Raw genomic sequence first — 19,190 nt, 5'->3', positions numbered from 1 at the left:
AACTCACGCGCGAGGGTAACTCCGGCGGATTACGGCACAAGCCCGGCGGCGCGGGTGGACGGCCACGGAGCCTGCCCGGGGCGAGGCGCGGCGGTTACGGCAGGAGCGCGGTGGCGAGGGGGTGGACGGTCTCCTCGATCTCGTCGGCCACCCGGCTGAAGCACTGGTCGCCGCGCCCCCACGGGTCGTCGAGATCGTCGGTGGGCAGAGCGGTGGTGCCCTCGCGGGCGGCGTGGGCGGCCGCCACCAGCGCCACGCCGCGCGCGTACACCCCCTCCGGGGTGGCCTCGGCCGGGGGCAGCCCGGCCGCGTCCACCGCGGCGAGCAGCCGGCCGAACTCGCCCAGCACGAAGGTGCGCGCCGCGGCGTCGGGGCGCAGCGCCACCACGTACTCCTGCTGGTCCGCGGTGGCGGTGAGCACGAGGTCGGCGGCGTCGATGTGGTCCGAGCGGAGCTTGCGGGCGGCGAAGCCGTCGGTGCTGCCGCCCCGGGTGGTGACCTGGCGGGCGGCCGGCGGGTTCATCTCCTCACCGGCGTGCCAGCCGCCGGTGCCCGCGCTGTGGCTGTGCACCAGCTCCTCGGCGCGGCCCGGGTCGGCCTCCCGCCGGGCCAGCCGCTCCCGGACGGCGAGGGCCAGCAGCCGCTCGGCCATCGGGGATCGGCAGATGTTGCCCATGCAGACGTGCAACACGGTGAACGGCGGCACTCAGACCCCCTGGCCGACGAGGATGTCCGGCACCACGTCGCGCAGCTTCTCCAGCGGGACGGCGCCCTGGCGGAGGACCTGCGGCACCTCGCCGGTGAGGTCGACGATGGTGCTCGGCACCGGGTCCGGGCAGGGCCCGGCCTCCAGGTACGCCCGCACCGAGTAGGCGAGCTGGTCGCGGGCCTGCTCGGCGGTGAGCGCGGCCGGCTGGCCGGTCTTGTTGGCCGAGGCGACCGCCATCGGGCCGGTCTCGCGCAGCACCTCCAGCGCCACCGGGTGCAGCGGCATCCGCACCGCCACCGTCCCGGACGTGTCGCCGAGGTCCCAGCGCAGGCTCGGCGAGTGCTCGACGACGATGGTCAGCGCGCCGGGCCAGAACGCCTCCACCAGGTCCCGCGCAGCCTGGGGCAGCGAGTAGACCAGGCCGTCGAGGGTGTGCCGGGAGCCGATCAGCACCGGCGGCGGCACGTGCCGGCCGCCCTTGGCGTCCAGCAGGGCCTTGACCGCGTACGGGGTGAACGCGTCCGCGCCGATCCCGTAGACCGTGTCCGTCGGCAGGACGACGAGTTCGCCGTTCTTGACCGCCTCGATGGCCGCAGCGATGCCGCGGTCCCGGTCGGCGGGCGACCGGCAGTCGTAGAGCATCACGAGGAGTCAGTCTGCCACGCCTCGTGGGCGGCGGCGTGCGGGCCGTCCGCCCGGCGGGACGCGGTGGCGAAGCGGGGCCGCCCGGCCAGGTCCGGGTGGTCGGCCACCGCCTCGAACCGGCCGTCCGCCGCCAGCAGGTCGGGCACCGCCGTGCCGTGCGTGTCGTCGTGCTCGACGCCGAGCGCCCCGCCGGGGCGCAGCAGGGCCGCCGCCCGGGCGACCACCGGGCGGATCACCGCCAGGCCGTCCGCCCCGCCGAAGACCGCGCTGGCCGGATCGTGCCGACCCACCTCCGGCGGCACCGGCACGTCGGAGGGCACGTACGGCGGGTTGCAGAGCAGCACGTCGACCCGGCCGACGAGGTCGGCCAGCAGGTCCGGGGCGGTGACGTCCGCCGCCACCACCTCGATCGGCCGGTCCCCCGCCGCCGCCCGGGTCGCCGCGTTCCGCCGCAGCCAGGGCAGCGCGTCGGCCGAGCGTTCCACCGCCACCACCCGGGCGGCCGGCAGTTCCTGGGCGACCGACAGGGCGATCGCGCCGGAGCCGCTGCACAGGTCCACCACCACCGGGGCGGCCAGGAGCCCGGCCCGCGCGATCCCCCAGCCGGCGAGCAGCTCGGTCTCGGGCCGGGGCACGAAGACACCCGGCCCGACGGCCAGCTCCAGGTGCCGGAAGCCGGCGACGCCGGTGAGGTGCTGCAACGGCTCCCGGTCGGCCCGCCGGGCGACCAGCCCGTCGAACCGGTCGAGCTGGTCGGCGGTGAGGTCGTCGGCCAGCGCGAGCCGCCCCCGGGGCACCCCCAGCACGTACGCGGCCAACTGCTCCGCCTCGGCGCGGGCCGCCTCGACGCCGGCCTCGGCCAGCGCCCGGGCCGCCCGGGACACCGCCACGGAAGGGCGTTGTCGTCTCGTCCCTTCGGACGGCTGTTGCGGTGCGGTCGTCACGAGATAATCATGAGGCGTCGCCCCGGACATCACGAGCGGATGCGTCCGGGCGCACACCGACAGGAGGTCGCGGGTGGGTTGGCTCGACCGGGTCACCGACCAGGTTGACGCCCTGACGCGGTCGCGGGCGTTGCAGGAGTCCAGCCGCTCCGCCGAGGCGTACGCGATCCTCGACCGCGTCATCGGCACCACCACCGACCCGTACGCGCGGGCGGACGCCCTGGTGCAGCGCCTCTCGGCGGTGATCAACCTGGGCCGGACGGCCGAGTACACGCGGGCGGTCGAGGAGGCCTCCAGCGCGGTCCGCGACCTCGCCGAGCCCTACCTGCACGGGCACCTCAACGCGCTGGCCGCGCTCGCCGCGCACCACCAGGGCGCGCTGGACCGCTGCGTCACGCACCTGGTGAAGGCCGCCCGGGCGCTGGGCGCGGTGCCGGATCCCGACCGGGACACCGCGTGGGGCTGGCACGACCTCGCGATGGCCTACTCCTACCTCAGCTTCCACGGCTACGCCCTCGGCGCCATCGAGCGGGCCCGGCAGCTCGGGACGGCCGCCGGGATCCCGGAGGAGACGTTCGCCGCCCCCGGCATCCGGCTGCGCAACGCGGTGGCGCTGGACCACAACGGCGACAGCGACGGCTGCCTGCGGGTGCTGCGGGACGTCGCCGCCGACCTGGAGCGGTTCCTGCGCAGCGGCCGGGCCGGGAGGCTGCGCCCGAGCAGCCTGGCCGCGTACGGCTACGCCGCCGCCCGGCGGGGGGCCCTGGGCGACCGGCTGGAGGTCGGCACGGACGCCGCCCCGGCGCGGCTGCTCGGCCACGGCGGGGACAGCGCCCGGGCCCGGGACATGCGCCAGCTCGGCCAGGTCTGCCTCGCCGTCGCCGAGGGCCGGCCGATCGAGGCGGTCACCCGGCTGGACACCGTCCAGGTCTCCAGCGAGACGCTGGGCGCGGCCGAGCCGGCGCGGCTGCGCAGCATCGCCCTGGCCCGCTCCGGCGACCACGCGGCGGCCCACCGGGCCGACCGGCTGGCGTTCCGGCTGGCCGCCCAGCGCAACGACCGGCTCCGGGACGTCTACATCGACGGCATCGCCGCCCGCATCGACCACGAGGAGATGCGCCGCGAGGCGGCCCGCTTCGAGGGCGAGGCGCTGACCGACCCGCTGACCGGGCTGCCCAACCGGCGCCGGCTGGAGCGCTACATCGCCACGGTGGTCGCCGGCGGCGACCGGGTGGTGATCGGCGTCTGCGACCTGGACGGCTTCAAGGCGGTCAACACCCGGCACGGGCACCACTCCGGCGACCTGGTGCTCCAGCGCGTCGCCGGGGTGATCAACCGGGTGATGCGTCGGGGCGACTTCGTGGCCCGCTACGGGGGCGACGAGTTCGTGGTGGTGCTCCCCCACGCCGGGATGGCCGAGGCGGCCGAGGTGGGCCGCCGGATCGACGCCGCGGTGCGGGCGGAGGACTGGGAGTCGCTGGTGCCCGGCACGCCGGTCGGGGTCAGCGTCGGCTTCGCGGAGGTGGGCGCCACCGGCCCCGGCCTGCGCGACGCCCTCAGCGCCGCCTTCGAGGCGGCCGACCGCGAGATGCTCCGCGCGAAGACCCGCCCCCGCGCCTCCTGACCCCGCCTTCTCCTCGGCCCGGCGGGTCAGCGGCGGGTCAGCTCCGTGTCGCCGGCCAGGCGGGCGGCGCGGTCGGCCTCCGTCAGGGCGTCGAGGACGCCGTCCAGGTCCCCGGCGAGGGACAGGTCCAGGTTGTACGCGGTGTAGCCGATCCGGTGGTCGGTGATCCGGTTCTGCGGGAAGTTGTAGGTGCGGATCCGCTCCGAGCGGTCCACGGTGCGCACCTGCGCCTTGCGGGCGTCCGAGGCGGCCGCGTCGGCCTGCTCCTGGGCCGCCGCCAGCAGCCGGGCGCGCAGGATCCGCATCGCCTGCTCCCGGTTCTGCAACTGGGACTTCTCGTTCTGGCAGGAGACCACGATGCCGGTCGGGACGTGGGTGATCCGCACCGCCGAGTCGGTGGTGTTCACCGACTGGCCGCCCGGACCCGACGAGCGGAACACGTCGATGCGCAGGTCGTTCGGGTCGATGGTGACGTCGACGTCCTCGGCCTCGGGCAGCACCAGCACGCCGGCGGCGCTGGTGTGGATCCGGCCCTGCGACTCGGTGACCGGGACGCGCTGCACCCGGTGCACGCCGCCCTCCCACTTGAGCCGGGACCAGACGCCGTTGCCGCCCTCGGGCACGCCCTTGGTCTTGATCGCCAGCGAGACGTCCTTCACCCCGCCGAGGTCCGAGTCCTGGGCGTCGATCACCTCGGTGAGCCAGCCGCGCCGCTCGGCGTACCGGGTGTACATCCGCAGCAGGTCGCCGGCGAAGAGCGCGGACTCCTCGCCGCCCTCGCCGGCCTTGATCTCGACGATCACGTCCTTGGCGTCGTGCGGGTCGCGCGGGATCAGCAGCTCGGCCAGCCGCTCCTCGAGCGCCGGCAGGGTCGCGGCGATCGACTCCGCCTCGGCGGCGAAGGACGGGTCCTCGGCGGCCAGCTCCCGGGCGGCGGCGAGGTCGGCGCGGGCCTGCTCCAGCTCCCCGGCCGCCTTGTGCAGCGGGACCAGCTCGGCGTACCGACGGCCGACCCGGCGGGCGGTGCCCTGGTCGGCGTGGATGGCCGGGTCCGCCAGCCGCTTCTCCAGCTCGGCGTACTCGTCGAGGAGGGCGGCCAGGCGCTCACTGCTCATGCGGGGGAAGCTCCTTCGACGACGGCGGGACGGGAGGCGGAACCGGGGCGGATACGGACGACGCCCGCGACCGGCACGAAACCGGGCGCGGGCGCCGAACGAGGAGTTACTTGGCCTTCTTGGCCTGAACCTTGGCGTACTTCTGCTGGAACTTCGCGACCCGCCCGGCGGTGTCCAGGACGCGCTGCTTGCCCGTGTAGAACGGGTGGCAGGCGCTGCAGGTCTCGACGTGGATCGAGCCGCCCTTGGCGGTGCTGCGGGTGCTGAAGGTGTTGCCGCAGGAGCAGGTGACCTCGGTGGTCACGTACTCCGGGTGGATGTTGGGCTTCATGTCGCCTCGGTCCTTTCGTGGATGGTCGCCGGGTCGCCGTCGGTGTCCGTCGCCTCGTGCGCGACGGGCTCGGGCGTGAACCGGAACCGGTGGCCGATTGACCAGTGTGCCATGGGCCGGCGCCGGCCCGGCAATCGGGCCGCACGGCTGCTCCGGCATCGACAACGCGCGCCCCGTCTCCCGCATTCCCGCCGCCTGGCCGGGCATTCACCCGGCACGGCCGCCCGCCGTTCGTGCCCCGCCCGGGGTACGGCGGCCACGGCCCGCCGGCCACCGAGACGTACGACACGGAGGAGCCATGGCCCGCCTGATCGCCACCCGGGGACTCCCCGCCTCCGGCAAGACCACGTTCGCCCGGACGCTGCAACCGTCCGTGGTCCGGGTCAACCGGGACGACCTGCGCCGGATGCTGCACGGCGAGCGGCTGTTCACCCAGTGGGCGGAGTGGCAGGTGACCGTCGTGCAGCGGGCGCAGGTCGAGGCGCTGCTGCGGGCCCGGGCGGACGTCTGCGTCGACGACACCAACCTGCGGTCGCGGACCCTGCGGGACTGGGCCGACCTGGCCGCCCGGCACGGCGCCGAGTTCGAGGTGCACGACTTCACCGACGTGCCGCTGGCGGAGTGCCTGCGCCGCGACGCCGCCCGCCCGGAGGCCGACCGGGTCGGCGAGGCGTGGATCCGCCGGCTGCACGAGCGCTACCTGGAGGGGCGCGCGCTGCCGCTGCCGGTGCCGCAGGCCCGGACGGGGCGGCCGGCCACGGTGCACGCCCCGTCGACCGGGCCGCCGGAGATCGTGCTGGTCGACATCGACGGGACGGTCGCGCTGAACGTCTCGCGCAGCCCGTACGACATGACCCGGGTCGACGAGGACGAGCCGAACCCGGCGGTGATCGCGGCGGTCCGGGCGATGCACGCGGCCGGGTACGGGGTGGTCTTCTGCTCGGGCCGCGACGCCACCGCCCGGCCCGCCACCGAGGCGTGGCTGGCCCGGCACGTCGGGGTCCCCTACCTCGACCTGCACCTGCGCGCCGTCGGCGACAACCGCAAGGACTCGGTGGTCAAGCAGGAGATCTACGAGCACGAGGTCAGGGACCGCTACCGGGTGGTCGGCGTCTTCGACGACCGCCAGCAGGTGGTGCGGATGTGGCGCGCCCTCGGCCTCACCGTCTTCCAGGTCGCCGAGGGCGACTTCTGAGATCGGAGGGCCCCGTCGACACCCGAGGCCCGCACCGGGATCGGTGCGGGCCTCGGGCGGTGCCAGCAGGGGGCCTTTCCTGTGCGCGGGCGTCAGGAAGGCGCCCTCCTCACCCTCAGGCGGCGGGGGCCTGGGCGGCGGCGGTCAGGGTGACGGTCGCCTCGGCCCGGACGCCGTTGACCTCCACCGCCAGCGTGACCTGCGCGCCGGGGCGCAGGGCGGTGAGCGTGCCGGTGGCCGGGTCGAAGCGGGCCACGTGCCAGGGCTTCAGCCCGGCGGCCGAGCCGACGTGCAGGTTCGGCGAGGCGGACCAGTCCGCGCTCACCGGCGCCGCCACCGGCACCGTACGCCCGCCCGGCTGGGTCACCGTGGCGGTGACCGTCGCCGGGGCGTCGACGGCGACGCTGGCCGGGGCGGCCACCGCGAGCCCGTCGACGTGCGCGTGGAACTCGGCGGCGACCCAGCGCGGTCCCTCCACGAGCGGGTTCCGCCGGGCCCGGTCGGCCTCGGCGGGGCTCACCGGGTCCACTCCGAACTCGGTCCACCCGGTGAATCCGCCCTGGTCGGCCGGGGTGGACGGGTTCTTGCCCGAGTTGCCGTTGATCAGGTACGGCACCCCGTCGACCCGGTCGGCGTGGAACGTGCCGACGTGCCCGCCGACGAAGACCGCCCCCTTGCCGGTGCGGTGCTGGAAGTCGGCCAGCCACTGCTCCAGCAGCGCGGCCTCCTTCCGGTCGCCGAGCTGGCTGGCCTTGGCCGGGCTCGGGTCGCGCGGCGGGTGGTGGTGCAGCACCGCCACCGAGCCGACGGCGGGGTCGCCGGCCGCCGAGTCGAGCGCCTCGCGCAGCATCCGCACCTGGTCGAAGCCGCCGCCGCGCAGCGAGCCGGTCGACGAGTTCAGCGTGACGAACCGGGTGCCCTTGTGGTCGAAGACCCGCTCGGTGTCACCGAACGCGGCCCGGAAGTTGGCGATCGGTGCGCCCATGATCTCGTGGTTGCCGGGCACGTAGTAGTACGGCAGTTCCCCGCCGAGCTCCTCGTCCAGCACCTGCTTCGCCAGCGCGAAGTCGGCCGGGTACGCGGTGTCCACGAAGTCGCCGTTGATCACGAGGAAGTCCGGCTTCGCGGCCTTGACCTCGCGGAGCGTACGGCGGGCCTGGGCGACCAGGTCGCTGTCCGGGTCCGCCGCGACGAACTGCGCGTCGGACATGACCGCGAAGCGCCAGGGCGCGCCGTCGACCGTGCCGTCGCGGAGCACCACCCGGTCGGTGCGCGGCGCCTCGGCCGGAGCGTCGACCGTCGGCGGCACCTTCGCCACCAGGTCGTCGATGACCACCTCGCTGCGGTACTGGGCGGCGGCGTTGGTCTCGGCCACGTAGAACCGGCGGATCCGCACCGGGTACTGCACGCCGGCGGGCACGGCGAACTCGACGTACTTCCAGCCCTTCCAGGTGATCAGTGGCCCGCGCAGGACGTGCTGGGTGTTCTGCGCGTCGTGCAGGTGCAGGCTGGGCCACTCCCCGGTGCCGTTGCCGTGGATCCACATGCCGAACGCCTGCGGCTGGCCGGCAACGTCGATCCAGGCCGGCGGGTCGGCGTACGCGGCCCGGGTGCCGGTGGACTGGCTGAAGTCGTACGTCATCTTCAGGCCGGTGCCGGTGCGCCCCGGCGCCGGGGCGACGGCACCGCTGGCCCGGGCCTGGCTGAACTTCCAGGCCGCCGCGTCGTCGAACGTGGCCACCGGGACGTCGGTGAGCCCGACGGTGACGGGCAGCACGGTGCTGCTGCCGCCCACGCGCACGGTGACCAGCGCCGAGCCGGTGTCCCGCAGCGCGGTGACGGCGAGGTTGCCGTCGGCGGTCGGGGTGATCTTGAGAAGGTCCCGGTCGTAGTCGAGCTTCAGGTCGGCGGGTTCGATCGGGGCGGTGTTGCCCTCGGCGTCGTAGCCGACCACGCCGAACAGCGCGCTGCCCTGCGCCCCGTCCAGGCCGACCCGGTCCACGGTGGAGTCGATCCGGGCCAGCGGGCCGAGGACGGTGAGGTCGAGGGTGCCGCTGGCCTCGTCCCGCCAGGCGGTGACGGTGGTACGGCCGGGCAGGCCGGCCCGGAAGGTGCCCTCGCGGTCGACGGTGCCCTGCGCCGCCGGGTTGGCCCGCCACTTCGGCGCGCCGGCCGCCGGGCCGTACGTCTCGTCGTGGCCGGCGGCGGTGAGCCGGCGGGTGAGGCCGGGGAAGACCCGGTCGGGGCGGCCGCCGCGCACCGGCGCGACGCCGGGTGCGCTGGTCGGGTCGCTGGCGGTCTCCAGCCAGTACCCGGTGAGCCGGCCGCTGCCCTGGGGCGCGTAGAGGGCCAGGCCGTTGGGCACCGCGCGCTCCGTGCCGTCGGAGGGGCTGTTCTCCACCTGCACGGCCGCCGCGCCCGGCTCCCGGGCGAGCAGCGTGGACGAGCCGCCGCCGTCGAGGTTGAGCGCGTGGTGGGCGCCGAGTTCGGCCATCATCCGGCCCATCTCGGTCTGGGTGACGCCACGGCTGTCGACCTGGCGGCCGTCCACGGTCAGCAGGATCATGCGCCGGCCGTCGGCGGAGAAGCCGACCGACGTGCGCGGGGCCAGCGACGCGTCGGCGATGTTCTGCACCACGCCGTCCCGGACCAGCACGTTGCCGCCGCCGACCGCCGCATGCAGGGTGCTGCCGTCGGCGGCCTTGGGCTGCCAGGCGACCGTCACCGGGTCGCCGGGGCGCAGCCCGGCGAGGGCGTCCGCGCCGGAGTCGCGCCCGAGCAGCACGGTGGTGCCGGCCGGGATCGGCCCGCTGCCGGCCGTCGTGGCGACGGTGGCGACGCGGCCGTCGACCACCGTGACCTCCGTGACGCGGGCGGCGCCGGCGACCGCGCGTTCCCGGGTGTACGACCCCCAGAGCGCGGTGAACACGCCGATCCCGTTCGCCTGGATCATGTTGTTGAACTGGGTCAGCGTCACCGGGCCGGTGGGCAGCGTCGCGCTGCCGTCGAAGTTGACCTCGATCACCCGGCCGAGCCCCTCGGTGGTGATCGCGACGGCGTTGCGATGCCCGCTGACCGCGGACTGGACCAGTTCGCCGTCGCGGATGCCGACGCCTTGGGCGGCGCCCGAGTTGTTGATGTCGAAGAAGTCGCCGTTGACCGCCGCGACCGCGCGGGAGGCGTCCACGGCGCGGCGCAGCGGCTCGGCCCGGCTGACCGCGCCGGAGTTCACGTAGTCGACGGTGACGCCGCCGGTGAGGTCGGCCGTGAGCGCGTCGGCGCGCAGCCAGCCGTCGGCGTCGTACCGGTCGAAGGAGGTGAGTTGGAGGCCCGGGGCGACCGGGCGGGTGGTCTTGGCGGTCTCCAGGCCGCCGGCTGGCTCGATGCCGCCGGAGAGCGTGACGGAGTCGGCGGGGTACGAGGAGGCGCGGGGCGCGTCCTCGGCCGCGGTGGCGGAGGGGTCGGTGGCCGGATCCGGCGCACCGGCGGTCGCCGGCACGGTGCCGGCCATGGTGAGCAGCGGCGTCAACAGCAGGACGCCGGCGAGACGGGCAGATCGTCTGCGGGTACGCATGGGCCACAGTCAACCGGACTGTGAATAGAAGTTTCAATACCTGTCAACCAAACCGAAGGAAAACTCCACCCCCCGGTGCCCCGTCCACACGACCAACCGGAGCCGCTCCCCGCCCCGCCTGCGAGGAGCCGCGTCGGTGTCCGCGAGTCCGCCCGCAGCTCGACAGCGCGCACTGCCACCGAGCCCGTACTCGACACAGCCAGACGGAGCGCGCGACGGGCGTGGTGACCGAATGCGACTGTCGTGGGCGGACGGACGGCGGGCGGGCGGACGGCACGGGGCGCCCGGGAACGCGAGAAGGGCACGGCCGCGGTGGCCGTGCCCTTCTCGTCGGTCTCACCCGGGGAGGGTCACTCCCCCGGCGTCGACTTGGCGATCTGCATCAGGAACTCGATGTTGGTGCGGGTCTGCTTGAGCTTGTCGAGCAGCAGGTCCAGCGCCGCCTGCGAGTCCAGCGAGTGCAGCACCTTGCGGAGCTTGTGGATGATGGCCAGCTCCTCCGGCGCGAGCAGGATCTCCTCCTTGCGCGTGCCGGACGGGTGGATGTCGATGGCCGGGAAGGTGCGCTTGTCGGCGATCTTCCGGTCCAGCTTCAGCTCCGCGTTGCCGGTGCCCTTGAACTCCTCGAAGATGACCGTGTCCGCCATGGACCCGGTCTCCACCAGCGCGGTGGCGAGGATGGTCAGCGAGCCGCCGTTCTCGATGTTGCGGGCCGCACCCAGGAAGCGCTTCGGCGGGTAGAGCGCGGTGGAGTCGATACCACCCGACATGATCCGGCCGCTGGCCGGCGCCGCCAGGTTGTACGACCGACCGAGCCGGGTCACCGAGTCGAGCAGCACGACCACGTCGTGGCCCAGCTCGACCAGGCGCTTCGCCCGCTCGATCGCCAGCTCCGCCACCGTGGTGTGGTCCTGCGGCGGACGGTCGAACGTCGCCGCGATGACCTCACCCTTCACCGACCGCTGCATGTCGGTGACCTCTTCGGGGCGCTCGTCCACCAGCACCACCATCAGGTGGCACTCCGGGTTGTTGTGCGTGATCGCGTTCGCGATGGCCTGCAGCACCATCGTCTTGCCCGCCTTCGGCGGCGACACGATCAGCGCGCGCTGGCCCTTGCCGAGCGGCATGACCAGGTCGATCACCCGGGTGGTGAGGATGTGCGGCTCGGTCTCCAGCCGCAGCCGCTCCTGCGGGTAGAGCGGGGTGAGCTTGTAGAACTCCGGCCGGCGCTTCGCCTCGTCCGGCTCCATCCCGTTGATGGTGTCCAGCCGCACCAGCGGGTTGTACTTGTCCCGCCGCTGCTCGCCGTCGCGCGAGGCGCGCACCGCACCGGTGATGGCGTCACCGCGCCGCAGACCGTACTTCTTGATCTGGGACATCGAGACGTAGACGTCGTTCGGGCCGGCCAGGTAGCCGGTGGTCCGCACGAAGGCGTAGTTGTCGAGCACGTCGATGATGCCGGCCACCGGGACGAGCACGTCGTCCTCGCCGACCTGCGGCTCGCGCCCGCCCTCGCCGCCGCCCTCGGCCCGCTCGCCACGGCCGCGGCGACGGTCCCGGAACCGGCTGCGCCGGCCGCGCCGGCCGCCGCCCTCGCCGTCGTCGTCACCGTCGGCGTCGCGCTCGGCGCGCTGGCCCCGGTCGCCCCGCTCGTTGCGGTCGCCCCGCTCGGCCCGCTCGGCGCGCTCGTTGCGGTCGCCCCGCTCGCCACGCTCGGCCCGCTCGTTACGGTCGCCGCGCTCGGCCCGCTCGCCGCGCTCGGCCCGCTCGCCACGCTCAACGCGTTCCGCACGCTCGGCCCGCTCGACGCGCTCCGCGCGCTCGCGGCCACGGCCCTCGCCCCGGTCGGCACGCTCGCCGGCCTCGGCCTCCTCCGTGCGGGCCTCGGCGGGACGGGCCTCGGCGGCCCGCGCCTCGGCGGCGGCTGCCCGGCTGCGCCGGGTCCGGGGACGAGCCTCGGTCTCGACGGGTGCCGGCTCCGCCGGGGCCTGCTCCGCGGCCCGCCGCTCGGCCTCGGGCCGCTCGGTGGTCTCGCGGACCTCTTCACGGGCGGGAGCGGCGGCGGCCACGACCTCGGCCCGCGGTCGAGGGGTCCCGGTGGTGGCACCGCCCTGCCGCTCGGAGATCGCGCTGATCAGCTCGCCCTTGCGCATCCGAGCCGTGCCCGAGATGCCGAGCGACGCAGCCAGGCTCTGCAGCTCCGGCAGCAGCATCGCCGACAGGCCGGTGCCGCTGCGCCGACGACGGGCGGGGGCGGCGGCGGTGGTGGCATCGCCAGCGACGTTGGAAACATCCGACGTCACGTCGGTGGTGTCGCTCAATGGATTCCTTCCCTCGATAGGCCGGGACTGCCCGGGGTCGAAACAAGGTGGCCGGGCGGCCTCGGTGCACCCGCCTCGCATGGACGCGTCGCGGGAGTCTGTGACACAGCAGCCGGTCGGTTTCCCGACTCACCGACGTCGGTGAGCAGGTCTCGCCGTCTGCGGCGACCTGTGAAGACTGCGGTGCGGCGTGGGCCTAAGCAGGGGTGACGGGCTGACCGCCGAAAGCTTCGGGGGTGCGCCGACCCGCAGGAAGATCGCATGCTTCGCGGCTGTGCTAAGTCTAGAGCGTAATCAACTCTTCCGACCTGCGGCAACAGGGTCCCGCTCCGCGTGTCCGAGTCTACCCCGGGCAACCCGTGCTCCGTGCCCGTCCGGGTCCAACCGCCAGACCTGCCAGTCTGTTCCCGGATCATAGCCTTCCGGCAACCCGTCCAGGGCCAGGACGGTCGGCCCGGCCCCACTGATCACAGCCGCCACACCGACCTCACGCAACGCCCTGACCAGGGCCGCGCTGCCCGGCATCCCCTCCGCGCGGTAGTCCTGGTGCAGCCGGTCGACGGTGGCCGGCAGCAGCAGCGCCGGCTCGGCGGTCATCGCGTGCACCAGCAGCGCGGCGCGTCCGGCGTTCAGCGCTGCGTCCCCGTGCGGCACGGTGGCCGGCAGCGCGGCCCGCGCCGCCGCCGTCAGGCCGCGCTCCTGAGGCACGAAGACCGTCGGCCGTACGCCGGCGGCGACCGGCAGCGACACCGCCCGGGCCCCGGACGGCTCCGTCCAGGCCAGCGTGAAGCCACCGAGCAGGCAGGGCGCCACATTGTCCGGATGGCCCTCGATCCCGGCGGCGAGCCGCAGCGCGGCGGCGTCGTCCAGCCGGGTCTCCCCGTCGGTCACCAGCGCCCGGGCGAGCAGCACGCCGGCGACGATCGCGGCCGACGAGGAGCCCAGCCCCCGGGCCTGCGGGATGCGGTTGACACACTCCACCGCCAGGCCCGCCGGCTGGCCGCCCAGCGCCTCGAAGGTCGCCCGCATGGCGCGCACCACGAGGTGCCGGTCGTCCGTCGGCAGCTCCCCGGCGCCCTGCCCCGTCACGACCACCGTGACGCCCCCCGCCGTGACCTCGGCGGCCACGTCGTCGTAGAGGGCCAGGGCGAGCCCCAGGGCGTCGAAGCCCGGCCCCAGGTTGGCGCTGGTGGCGGGAACCCGGACCCGGACCGGACCGGAGGCGAATGTCGTCGGCACTGGCTCATGCTAGGGCTCCGCACCGACGTCGCGGCCGTCCGCCCGCCCGGTGGGACGGGGCCGCCGCCGGCACCGCGTGGGTGATCCGGCCCGGCGCTGTTCCGCTAGCCTGACCCGACCGACGACGACGGGAGGCAGAGTGCTCGGACACCTGGCGACGACGCTGGCCACGCAGGCGCCCACGATGCTGGTGTTGCTGGTCGGCCTCGTGCTGACCGTGGCGGCGGGGCGTCGGCTGCCCCGACGGCCCCGGCTGCTGGCCCTGTTCGGCCTCGGCGTGCTGCTCGTCAGCTCGGTGCTCACCCTCGCCTGGATCCTGCTGGCTCCCGGCCTGATCGACGGCAGCTTCGGATATTCCGAGGACGCCGACTTCGGGTGGCGCGAGTTCCAGCTGGTGAACACGGCGTACAGCGTGGTGATGGCCGTGGCGTACCCCCTCGGGCTGGGCCTGGTGATCGCGGCGGTGCTCGCCGGGCGGCGGGCGACCGGCACGGCGGCCGCCCCCTCGGGCGGCTGGCCGCCCGCCGGGCCCGCACCGACCCCCGGGCCCGCGCCGACCGCGGCCGGACAGCCCGCGCCGGGGTGGCCCACGGCGGTCCCCGGCCACGCGCCGACGCAGTGGGACGGCCTGACCCGGCCGGACGCGCCCACGGGCGGGGCGGGACAGCGCTGACCGACGGGCGGGACAGCGCTGACCGACGGGCGGGACAGCGCTGACCGACGGGCGGGACAGCGCTGACCGACGGGCGGGTCAGCGGGCCGGGGTCGGGTCCGGCTCCGCGACCGGGTCGGTGAGGGAGAGCCGGCGGGTGGCGATCCGCCAGCCGACCGCGTAGACCAGCGTGACCAGGCCGCAGCCGGCCAGCACCACCCGCTCGTCCACCGTGTCCACCACGGCCGCCACCACGAGCTGGCTGACCGAGATGGCCAGGGTCGCCAGCATCATGTCGGTGGCGAAGACCCGGCCCCGCAACCGGTCGGGCACCTCGCCCTGGAGGGCGAAGTTCGACATCACCCAGTTGCTGCCGCCGGCGAAGTGGGCGACGAAGACCAGTGCCAGCACCAGCGGGAACCAGTCGACGACCGAGATGCCGAGGTAGGCCAGGCCGTAGAGGGACATGGACAGCGCCAGCCCGGACAGCAGCCAGGCCCGGTTGTTCAGCACCCGACGCATCAGGATCGGCCCGACCAGCGCACCCGCCCCACGGACGGCGAAGAGCAGCCCGGTGCCGACCGGCCCCACGCCGTACACCGCGGCGAGCAGCGGGAAGACCGTCAGCACGCCGTTGCCCAGGCCGACCGCGCTCTTCACGGTGACCAGCCCCAACACCCTCGGCCGGTGCCCGATGTAGCCCAGCGCCTCGCGGATCGCCGCCCAGGTCTGCTGCGCCGGTCGCCCGGCGTCGCGCGGGGCCTGCAACGGCCGGCGGATCAGCGTGGCCAGGCCCGCCGCGGCCGCCAGGCCGACCACCCCCACCCAGAAGCAGGCGTACGGGCCGACGGCGGCGCTGAGCACCCCACCGAGCGAGGCGCCGACGATGGTCATCGTGCCCCAGGCCGACCCGGCGACGGCGTTGCCCGCGGCCAGTTCGTCGGGGTCGAGGACGTTGGGCAGGGCGGCCTGGGCCGCCGGGGAGTAGAACGCCTTGGCCATCGCCACCACGCCGATCCCGACCATCGCCAGCCAGGCCGTGCCGGCGCTGCGTACCCCGAGCAGCAGGAGCACGCCGAACAGGGCCGCGACGTTGGCCGCGATCATGATCTTGCGCCGGTCGAACCGGTCGGCGACCGTGCCCGTGTAGGGCAGCAGCAACGCCACGATGCCGGTGTCCACGGCGAGCACCAGGGCCCCCCACACGCCGCTGCCGGTCAGGTCCGGCAGGAGCACCAGCAGCGGCACCATGACGAACCAGTCGGCGCCGAAGACCACCAGCTCGGCCAGGACGAGGTTGCGGAAGTTCCGGTTGCGGGCGAGGACCGAGAAGGTGGACGGCACGTCCGGACCCTACCGGGCGGTGGCCGGCGCGCCGCGGCGTCCGGCGGGTACCTGACCGAACGCGGACGCCCCCGGCGGGCGGTACCGGCCGGGGGCGTCCACGGGCGTACGGGCGCTACTCGGCCGGTGGCAGCGGCGACCTGCGGCTCTTCGGCAGCCGCAGCACCTCGAACTGGTCCGTGCCGTCCACCAGCGCGGCCGACGGCGCCGGCCGGGCGGCCCCCTCCGCGCCGGCCGACGGCGCCGCGGGCACCGGGACCGGCTCGCCGGCCCGCTCCGTCCCGGCGTCCCGGACTCCGGCGGCGGGGGCCGCCGGAGTCGCGCCGCCGGACCGGTTCGCCCGCCAGGAGCGGATGCTCTCCTTGGCGTGCTCCACCATCGTGTAGAGCGTCGGCACCAGGATCAGGGTGAGCAGCGTCGAGCTGAGCAGACCGCCGATCACCACGATCGCCAGCGGCTTGGAGATGAAGCCGCCCTCCCCGGTGAGGCCGAACGCCATCGGCAGCAGCGCGAAGATGGTGGCGACCGCGGTCATCAGGATCGGCCGCAGCCGGCGCCGGCCGCCCTCGACCACCGCCTCCCGGACCCCCATGCCCTGCGCCCGGTACTGGTTGATCAGGTCGAGCAGCACGATCGCGTTGGTCACCACGATGCCGACCAGCATGAGCACGCCGATCAGCGCCGGCACGCCCAGCGGGGTGCCGGTGGCCAGCAGCAGGCCGATCGCGCCGGTCGCCGCGAACGGGATGGAGATCAGCAGGATCAGCGCCTGGGTCAGGCTGCGGAACGTCGCCACCATGATCAGGAAGACGATCGCGATGGCCGCGAGCACGGCCAGGAACAGGTCGGCGAACGCCTCCTCCTGGTCGGCGCTGACGCCGCCGATGGCGAAGGTCGCCCCCGGCACGTCGATGGCGTCCAGCCTCTTCTGCAGCTCCTGGGTGGTGGCGCCGAGGTTGGAGCCGGTGGCCGTACCCGTCACCGAGACGCTGCGCTCACCCTCGATCCGGGTCACCTGCTGCGGCCCCTCGGCCACGGTGACGTCGGCGATGTCGTCCAGCTTCACCCGCCCCACCGGCAGCGCGCGCAGCTCCTCAACGGAGACCGGCACCTTGCCCGCGAACCGCAGCACCACGTCCCGCTGCCCGCCGTCCAGGGTCACCTGGCCCAGCGGCGCGCCCCGGAACGCCTGCGCCACCAGCTGGCCGACGGCGGCCTCGGTGAGCCCGGCCCGGCCGGCGGCGACCCGGTCGACGGTGACGTCGACGCGCGGCACCCGGGTGGCGAGGCTGGTGGAGACGTCCGCCACGCCCGCCACCCCGGCCATCGCCGCCCGGACCTCCTCGGCGGCCCGGTTCAGCGCCTCGGGGTCGGTGGCCTGGACGACCACCTCCAGCTGGTTGGCGGCCGCCCCGCCCTGCCCGGCCCCGAAGCTGACCTCGCCGACGGCTGCGCCGAGCGCGTCGATCTCCTTGCGCAGGACCTCCCGCATCTCCTTGGCGTCGGTCTCGCCGCCGAGGGCCAGCGACCAGGTGGCGACGTTGTTGCCGCCGCCCGCGAACGGGTTGTCCCCGCCGCCCGCCGTCACCTGGTACGTCTCGATGCCGTCGGTCCGCTCCAGCACCGCCTCGATCTGGCGGGCCGCCGCGTCGGTGCCGGCCAGCCCGGTGCCCGCCGGCAGCTCCTGCGTCATGCTCAGCGTGTCCTGGCCGGAGTCGTCGATGAAGTTGGTCTCCAGCTGACGGGACAGGCCGAACGTGCCGAACAGCACGAGCACGCCGATCCCCAGGGTGATCCAGCGGGTGGCCCGCTTGCGGGTGGCGAACCCGATCACCGGCAGGTACGCCCGCTGCAACGGGCTGCGCAGCTCCTTCTCCTCCGCCGCCCGGCGCACCGCGGCGTCGTCCACCGTGCCGCCGGAGGGCTTGAGGAACCAGTACGCGAGCACCGGGATGACGGTCAGCGAGACCAGCAGCGAGGCGAGCAGGGCCACGGTGACGGTGATCGCGAACGGCGCGAACAGCTGCCCGACGAAGCCGCCCACCAGCGCGATCGGCGCGAAGACGGCCACCGTGGTGAGGGTGGACGCGGTCACCGCGCCGGCCACCTCGCGGACGGCGGCGAGGATCGCCTCGCGCTTCGGCTCGCCGTACTCCAGGTGCCGCTTGATGTTCTCCAGGACGACGATCGAGTCGTCGACCACCCGGCCGACCGCGATGGTGAGCGCGCCGAGGGTGAGCAGGTTCAGCGAGTAGTCGCCGATCCAGAGCGCGATCAGGGCCACCACCACCGAGAGCGGGATGGAGACCGCGGTGACCACGGTGGAGCGGATCGACAGCAGGAAGACCAGGATGACGATGACGGCCATGACCAGGCCCAGCAGGCCCTCCGTGGTCAGGCTCTCGATGGACTTCTCGACGAACGGCGCCTGGTCGAAGACCACGGTCAGCTCGGCGCCGGAGGCCTCCCGCAGCTCGGCCAGCCGGTCCCGGATCTCGTGGGAGATCTCCACCGCGTTGCCGTCGGGGGCCGCGGTGACGGCGATGCCGAGGCTGTCCCTGCCGTTGGTCCGGGTGAGCGCGGTGGCCGGGACGAGCTGCTGCTCGACGGTGGCCACGTCGCCGAGGCGGACCGGGGCGGCCTTCCCCGCCGCCGGCGCGACGACGATGCCGCGCAGGTCGTCCAGCGTGGCGAGCGGGGTACCCACCTGCACCGGCAGCGCCCGGGTGCCGTCGGCCACCACGCCGGCCGGCACCGTCACGCCGTTGGTCTTCAGCGCGGCGCCGATCGCGGCCGGCTGGAGCTTCGTCGCGGCCAGCTTCGCCGGATTCGGGGTGACCACCACGACGTCGTCCCGGGCGCCGGTCACGTCGACCGACCGGACCCCCTCGATCGCCTCCAGCTCCGGTACGACCGCGCCACGCAGCTTCTCCGCGAGGGCGCGCTGGTCGGCGCCGCCGGACGCGGCGAGCACCACGGCGGGCAGGTCGTCCGTGCTGCCGGCGATGACCTGCGGGTCGACCCCCTCCGGCAGTTGCGTGTCGATCCGGTTGAGCGCGGTCTCCATCTTGTTGACCACGTCGTCCAGGTCGGTGCCGAACTCGTACTGCACCTGGACGGTCGTCGAGCCCTCGCGCGAGGTCGAGGTGACCCGGTCCAGGCCGGGGATGCCCTGGAGGCTGTTCTCGATCGGCTCGGTGACCTGCGACTCGACGACCTCCGGGCCGGCGCCCGGGTACGCCGCCACGATGAACGCGGCCGGGAACTCCAGCGACGGCAGGAGTTGCTGCTTCAGCGACGGCACGGCGAACGCTCCGAACGCCGTGGTCACCACCGCGATGAGGGCGATCAGCCCTCGATTGGCGAGGCTGAATCTGGCGAGCACCGACATCGGCGTGGCTCACTCCTGGAGAGAGGACGGTTGCGGGGCGGAAGAAGTCTCCCGCACCCGCTGCGGCGCACACCGGCCGCCCCCGCTCCCGGTCCCGCCCACAGGA

At 74.7% G+C, this 19,190-nt stretch carries 13 protein-coding genes; 3 read left to right on the top strand and 10 right to left on the bottom strand.

What is annotated here, in order from left to right; translation table 11 throughout:
* Positions 1–94: 94 nt before the first annotated feature.
* The 3 genes from ACZ6O2_RS22090 to prmC are packed head-to-tail and all read right to left on the bottom strand — an operon-like array spanning position 95 to position 2,328.
* Positions 95–706, bottom strand: a complete 612-nt coding sequence (locus tag ACZ6O2_RS22090) for an arsenate reductase/protein-tyrosine-phosphatase family protein (protein WP_466024114.1) — start codon at positions 704–706, stop codon at positions 95–97.
* Positions 707–1,351 (bottom strand): L-threonylcarbamoyladenylate synthase, encoded by a 645-nt coding sequence (locus ACZ6O2_RS22085; RefSeq protein ID WP_350704136.1) that lies wholly within the window; start codon positions 1,349–1,351, stop codon positions 707–709. It lies immediately after the preceding gene.
* A complete protein-coding gene (gene prmC / locus ACZ6O2_RS22080) occupies positions 1,351–2,328 on the bottom strand; it encodes a peptide chain release factor N(5)-glutamine methyltransferase (RefSeq protein ID WP_466024113.1) in 978 nt (325 codons plus the stop codon). Before prmC ends, ACZ6O2_RS22085 begins: the two co-directional genes overlap by 1 nt.
* 43 nt (positions 2,329–2,371) lie before the next feature.
* Between prmC and ACZ6O2_RS22075 the strand changes: the two genes are divergently transcribed.
* The gene (locus ACZ6O2_RS22075; protein ID WP_466024112.1) at positions 2,372–3,922 is read left to right on the top strand and encodes a GGDEF domain-containing protein; all 1,551 of its coding nucleotides are present in this window, start codon (positions 2,372–2,374) and stop codon (positions 3,920–3,922) included.
* Positions 3,923–3,948: 26 nt separating this feature from the next.
* Here the strand turns inward: ACZ6O2_RS22075 and prfA are convergent, their stop codons facing one another.
* Complete coding sequence (gene prfA / locus ACZ6O2_RS22070; RefSeq protein WP_466024111.1) at positions 3,949–5,037, bottom strand: peptide chain release factor 1; 1,089 nt, start codon at positions 5,035–5,037, stop codon at positions 3,949–3,951.
* A gap of 106 nt (positions 5,038–5,143) precedes the next feature.
* Complete coding sequence (gene rpmE, locus ACZ6O2_RS22065) at positions 5,144–5,368, bottom strand: 50S ribosomal protein L31 (RefSeq protein WP_350686436.1); 225 nt, start codon at positions 5,366–5,368, stop codon at positions 5,144–5,146.
* A 298-nt stretch (positions 5,369–5,666) separates the two neighbouring features.
* Between rpmE and ACZ6O2_RS22060 the strand changes: the two genes are divergently transcribed.
* Positions 5,667–6,563 carry a phosphatase domain-containing protein gene (locus ACZ6O2_RS22060; RefSeq protein ID WP_350703620.1) on the top strand — a complete coding sequence of 299 codons (897 nt, stop codon included), beginning with the start codon at positions 5,667–5,669 and terminating at the stop codon, positions 6,561–6,563.
* Between the two features lie 115 nt (positions 6,564–6,678).
* On the opposite strand, the gene ACZ6O2_RS22055 is transcribed toward ACZ6O2_RS22060, so the two are convergent.
* From ACZ6O2_RS22055 to thrB, 3 genes are all read right to left on the bottom strand, one after another.
* Complete coding sequence (locus tag ACZ6O2_RS22055; protein WP_466024110.1) at positions 6,679–10,137, bottom strand: phosphodiester glycosidase family protein; 3,459 nt, start codon at positions 10,135–10,137, stop codon at positions 6,679–6,681.
* 350 nt (positions 10,138–10,487) lie between these two features.
* Positions 10,488–12,458: a transcription termination factor Rho gene (gene rho, locus ACZ6O2_RS22050; RefSeq protein ID WP_466024109.1), complete on the bottom strand. Its 1,971-nt coding sequence runs from the start codon at positions 12,456–12,458 to the stop codon at positions 10,488–10,490.
* 294 nt (positions 12,459–12,752) lie between these two features.
* Positions 12,753–13,697: a homoserine kinase gene (gene thrB / locus ACZ6O2_RS22045; RefSeq protein ID WP_350703625.1), complete on the bottom strand. Its 945-nt coding sequence runs from the start codon at positions 13,695–13,697 to the stop codon at positions 12,753–12,755.
* Between the two features lie 139 nt (positions 13,698–13,836).
* Here thrB and ACZ6O2_RS22040 point away from each other — a divergent pair, with 139 nt between their 5' ends.
* On the top strand, positions 13,837–14,370 hold the full coding sequence (locus ACZ6O2_RS22040; RefSeq protein ID WP_350703627.1) for a hypothetical protein: 534 nt from the start codon (positions 13,837–13,839) through the stop codon (positions 14,368–14,370).
* Positions 14,371–14,448: 78 nt separating this feature from the next.
* On the opposite strand, the gene ACZ6O2_RS22035 is transcribed toward ACZ6O2_RS22040, so the two are convergent.
* Positions 14,449–15,693, bottom strand: a complete 1,245-nt coding sequence (locus ACZ6O2_RS22035; RefSeq protein ID WP_466024108.1) for an MFS transporter — start codon at positions 15,691–15,693, stop codon at positions 14,449–14,451.
* A 115-nt stretch (positions 15,694–15,808) separates the two neighbouring features.
* Entirely contained in the window at positions 15,809–19,084 is a 3,276-nt protein-coding gene (locus ACZ6O2_RS22030) for an efflux RND transporter permease subunit (RefSeq protein ID WP_466024107.1), read from the bottom strand.
* Positions 19,085–19,190 lie beyond the last annotated feature (106 nt).

It is taken from the genome of Micromonospora sp. NPDC048040, assembly GCF_055587185.1.
Note: the sequence above shows the minus strand (reverse complement) of the source record. Positions and strands in the feature narration are given on the sequence as shown.